The 5,186-nt window shown below is 30.9% G+C and carries 4 protein-coding genes; 3 read left to right on the top strand and 1 reads right to left on the bottom strand.

The window, feature by feature from the left end:
* Together GXZ72_09075 and GXZ72_09070 are read left to right on the top strand one after the other, a co-directional pair.
* On the top strand, positions 1-1,127 hold a 1,127-nt coding region (locus tag GXZ72_09075; protein HHT19695.1), incomplete at its 5' end, for a transcriptional regulator.
* A gap of 950 nt (positions 1,128-2,077) precedes the next feature.
* Positions 2,078-2,302 (top strand): hypothetical protein, encoded by a 225-nt coding sequence (locus tag GXZ72_09070; protein ID HHT19694.1) that lies wholly within the window; start codon positions 2,078-2,080, stop codon positions 2,300-2,302.
* Positions 2,303-2,333: 31 nt separating this feature from the next.
* Here the strand turns inward: GXZ72_09070 and GXZ72_09065 are convergent, their stop codons facing one another.
* Positions 2,334-3,686, bottom strand: a complete 1,353-nt coding sequence (locus GXZ72_09065) for a HEAT repeat domain-containing protein (protein HHT19693.1) — start codon at positions 3,684-3,686, stop codon at positions 2,334-2,336.
* Positions 3,687-4,059: 373 nt separating this feature from the next.
* On the opposite strand from GXZ72_09065, the gene GXZ72_09060 reads away from it, so the two are divergent.
* The coding region (locus tag GXZ72_09060; GenBank protein ID HHT19692.1) for a transposase family protein at positions 4,060-5,186 on the top strand (1,127 nt) is incomplete at its 3' end.

Genomic DNA, 5,186 nt, shown 5'->3' with positions numbered 1-5,186 from the left:
ATAAAATGGGAATTCATCCTAATATTTCCTGTTTTGAGTTTGATGGGAAGAAGGTTTTAAGGATAGATGTTGAAAAAAGTTCTAATCCTATTTCTTACAATGGAAAATATTATAAAAGAGTTGGCACTACTACGACTGGAATGTTGGGGGATGAATTACGGGATTTCTTTTTAAAGGAGAGTAATTGGGATGGCTTGACCAATGATTACAGTCTGGATGAAATAGATGAGGAGGCTCTTCGCAGATTTATTAGGAGAGCTGTCAGTAAAGGAAGACTAGTCGCAGATGATGCTGCAGATCTATCTGATTTACTTCTCAAAATTAACCTTTTAGTTGAAGGTAAGCTCACTAATGCAGCTATAGTTCTTTTTGGTAAGGATCCTCAGAAATATTTTACCAATGCCCTGGTTAGGGTGTTAAAATTTAAAAATGGAGTCAGTATTTCTGATAGGCGAGTTAAAGGCAATTTGTTTAGGCAGGCAGAAGAAGCTGAAGAAGCCATTAAAAATTCTTTAAATGTGAAATTTGAGATAAAAGGCAAGTTAACCCGTGATGAAGTTTGGGATTACCCTCTTGAAGCCATACGTGAAGCCCTTATAAACTCTATTGTCCATAGGGATTATTTTAAATATGGAATACAGACCCAGATCAAGATATTTGATGATAAGATCTGGTTTTTCAACCCGGGAGAACTGTTTGGGGGGATGACCATTGAAAAACTAACCCAACTCCATCCATCTTCCACTCGAAATCCTTTAATCGCTGAGATGTTTTTCAAAGCTGGTCTGGTTGAAGTTCATGGATCAGGCATTCGCCAGATGATTAAGTCTCTTAAAAATGCAGGACTCCCTGAACCTGATTTTAAAGAAGAATTTGCCGGATTTTCGGTTTACATGATGAAAAACGTGTATACTAAGGAATATCTGGAAAGTATTGGTCTTAATCGTAGTCAAATCCAGGCAGTGTCTTATATGCAAGAACACGGTTCTTTAACCATGTCGGATTTCTTACGCATTTCTCCAGGTATAAGTGAAAGGACACTTAGACGATATCTAGTTGATTTATTGGATAAAAAACTCATAATAGCAGTGGGTGAGAAAAAAGGAAGGAAATATGAACTTTTATGATAACGGACATATCGTACATATAACGGTCATATAACGGTCATATATCGGACATATCGGACATGATTAAAAGAAACTAAAAGCTTGTAAAAATTAATCGACTTGATCGTTCCTCTTTGCATTGTTTAGGATGGAATATTCATAAATGGATTATGATCTTATAGCGGGTTTCTTAGCCTATAATCTTCCTTAACACCACGCTTGGCGTAACTATCAATGTGAAGATCCGCCTTAAAGAACCACTTTTTTTTCTAACCCATTAAGTTTGGTCACAGTTAAAATTTGATCTTGTTTTTTTCAAACTTTGTGTTTTTCACTCTTTACGAAGTTCAGATTGTGACAGAAATGATAATTGATTAAGCTCCCTAAAAAAAATCAAAAATTAAGTTCGTTATATCAGGGTTTAACGAAGTAAATTTCCAAAATGTAATACAAAATTTGTGATAAATTAAACTTCCTTAAATAACCATTCTGATATCAGTTGGTATAGATGTCATGAGTATTTTTGATATATTTCTAAAATAATTGTTCATCTTTAATTTTATTAACATAATGCGTTTACTTTTTTTCATAAATTTTCATACCTTGCAAATAATTATTACTTCCCTAAATTTTTATCAAAATATTCTGAAAGTGTAGATAGTGGAGATTTTTAAAAAAAATTTATGAATAAACATCGAGAATATTATTACATTAGACAGGATCTCGGAAATTCTTAGAAATCATTGTATATTGATCAATTAGGATATATGTGCAACTATAAATGTGGACTTAAACACGATTTTTGATTTTTGGCTAATTTTTCCATAAATTTTCAACTAATCCATTTTTTTTAAAAAAAAATTGGATAATAAATTTCACTAATTAATTAAGAAATATTCAGATAAGAAAAAGATTTTTATAGATCGTTGACATATTGTTTAACAAGAACAATTTATTGTGGGAGGAGTTAGATGGGAAAATATTATTCACAAAAATTTGAGTCAAAAAAAGATGACACGCAAATTAGTGGAAAATACTACCATATAACTGGCCAAAACAATATAGATGATTTTAATGGATCTGATGACGGCCTAGAACAGGAATATCTGGAAGATGAAGAATATTCTATTGAAGAACATTCTTCTACTAAAGAATTTATAAAATCAAAAACCCATAACTTGTTTGGTTTTTTATAAAAGACACGATCTGAAATCTTTTATAAAAAGTTTAACCAGATATTTTGAAACTATTTACTATAAGGCTTATTTCATCCTTTGAACTTTCAAGTGCAAAAGGATCCCCTGCAAACCAAAGATAAAACAGTAAGTCGTACTTTTTGAATGAAATAATAATAATTTTGGTGGGGTAAACCTTTTGATTTTCACCCAAAAGAAGATAACAATCCATGTCATCTTTAGTGAACTCTTTTTCTTTGATAAGCGCAGTGTTCTGAATGTCAAAAACATGTTTAAGCATTTGAGAAAATTCCTTAACAGAAATATCAAACACATCTTCATTCCTGGTTATTGAAAAAGTAATGGTGTTATTATCGTACTGTCCTTTAACTACCTTCTTAGGATCAGCAGTGCTTATCATCTCCCAATTACGAGTGAAATTGAATGATATTTCTCCATTATCAAAATTCCATATCTCATATTTATTGATGTTTTTGATTATTTCCCGGATGGCCTGTTTTGCATTGTATCTGACAATTTCATGATTATCGTCACACGCTTTCCTAAGAGGTTTTAAAGCTTTTTCATCGCCGATTACTCCTAGAACTTCGGCTGCTTTGGCTCTTACAAGATAATTATTATCTTTTGAAAAAAATCCATGTATAAGGCTAATTAATTCTTTTTGTACAGTTTCACCACCAATTTGCTCCAACGCTTCAACTGCACGCAGACGCACTTGCCAATCTCCACTTTTAAGTGCTTTTTTAAGCGGTTCTACTGCTGGGGTGCCTATTTCTTCAAATGCAGCCAGTGATCTTAAGTTAACATCACGGTCTTGATCACTTAAATAATTTAATAGTATTTCTATAGCCTTGGATTCACCCATCTTTCCCAGAGCTATTAAAGCTTCATTACGGACAAGTTCGTTTTCATCATCAAACAACTCATATAGATAGGGAATTTTATCAATCGCTTGGAGTGTTCCCAGCGAATTGGCAGCCGATTTTCTTACCATCCATTCTTCATCATACAATGCACAAGTAAGAGCATCAATTGATTCGATGGTGTCGAACCTTCCAAGTGCCCAGGCAGCTTTTTCTCTAACTTCTGCAATGGGATCTTCTTCTAATGATTCCATCAAAGGCATAATAGCACGTGGGTCGCCGATGACCCCTAAAGATTCAGCAGAATAAACCCTCACACTATTTATAACTTTGTGATTAGTAAACCATTCATGATATTTCAAAGAATCAATAAGGCCTAAAACAGCTCTTTCATCATCTGAACCACCCAATGCCTTGGCAGCCCTTTTTCTGATAGAGTAATCTTTATCATTAAGGGCAGAAATCAAGTATTCAATGTTTCCTTGGGATGCGTATTGGTTTTCATCAATACTGGAACCCATTTTTTCAATCCCCCCTCTTAATTATGTTCACATAAAAAACAATTCTATTGTATTACTCAGTCATTATTGTTGTACAACATTAATTTTCATTTTATTCCTTAAAATATATAACGAAAGTAATAAGCATCTTGAAAATAATATTTCATTTTCATACGGTTACAAAGTTATTAGACTAAATATCCAATAAATTGAATAATTGAATAATCATTACCGAAAAAAATGGAGATTTAGATGTTGTCCATTTTTTAGTTGGTAGCAAATTCTGTATTATTTTTAATGAATTATATATCATTTTTTTTATTGTGGTATTTAATCTTAATTTTCAATTTTGAAGTAGTAAAATTAATATATGGGTGAGAGTAGATTAATTTACATGCCAAACATAAAACAACCTACTCTCTACGATAGTATTGCTTCTAAACAATATAAACTTTACGATTGGTTAAATTTAAAAGACAAAAACATGGAATTAATAACTGAAATATATCATGACCCTCTAGAAACACTTAAAAATAGTAAAAAAGTATATAAAAATCATGATAATAGTTATAGCGCCGTAAATCCTGTTTGCCCAAAATGTAACTCTAAAAAATTCATTAAATATGGATTTAATGAAAAAATCATCCATGATAAAGAAATCAAACCATTTAAAATAAGATTACAACGTTATAAATGCATAAAATGTGGCATATTTTACCAAACAAAACTAAACAAGAATTTAAAACCTGGTTCAACTTATAATGAAGAAATAAAAGAGAATCCAGCTTTAATCAACAGCTTACAACATGTTTCGCTACGAAACATAGCTAAAATCATCGAATTAGAATGGAATAAAAGGCCTTCACCACAATCAATCAAAAACTGGCTAACAAAAACAATTAAAAAGAAAAATAAAACCATTACAACATTTTATTCAGGATATTACAACTACGACGAACAATATGTCAAAATTAACGGCCAATGGATGTATAGATTAGCATTATTCGACATAAAAAACAATATCCTAGTTCAAGAAAAAATAGTAAAACAATTAAATCCACGGACAGTAAAAAAGTTTTTAAAAGAAATTAAAGCACAAATCCCCATAATAGCAATAACCACAGACTCTAAACCATATTACAGAAATATAATGGATAAATTAAAGATAAAACATCAATTATGCATATTTCACGTTAAAAAAGAGATAAACACTTGGAAAAAAAAATGTAAAAGAAAAAACAAAACACATACAGAAGAATTAAATCAAATTAACAATTATAAAAACCAAATATTTGAAATAATAGACTCACAAAACTATAACACAGCAAAAAAGTTATTTTACAAATTAAAACAACAAATCAACAATATCCCCTATCAATTTAGGAAAATAATAACTAAAAAATTCCTAGTACACTTTGATAGATTCGCAAATTACCTAAAAGACCCAAATATCAGTAAAACCAGCAATAAAATAGAAAACTACTTCAGAACAACTTTACCTAAAGCAATAAAACGAATATT

The sequence above is a fragment of the Methanobacterium sp. genome, assembly GCA_012838205.1.
Taxonomy (GTDB): Archaea; Methanobacteriota; Methanobacteria; order Methanobacteriales; family Methanobacteriaceae; genus Methanobacterium.
This window is presented reverse-complemented; position numbering and strand designations above follow the sequence as displayed.

Coding starts and splice junctions, on each gene's coding strand:
- GXZ72_09065 (HHT19693.1), bottom strand. CDS start 3,686: ATGGGTTCCAGTATTGATGAAAACCAATACGCATCCCAAGGAAACATT.
- GXZ72_09070 (HHT19694.1), top strand. CDS start 2,078: ATGGGAAAATATTATTCACAAAAATTTGAGTCAAAAAAAGATGACACG.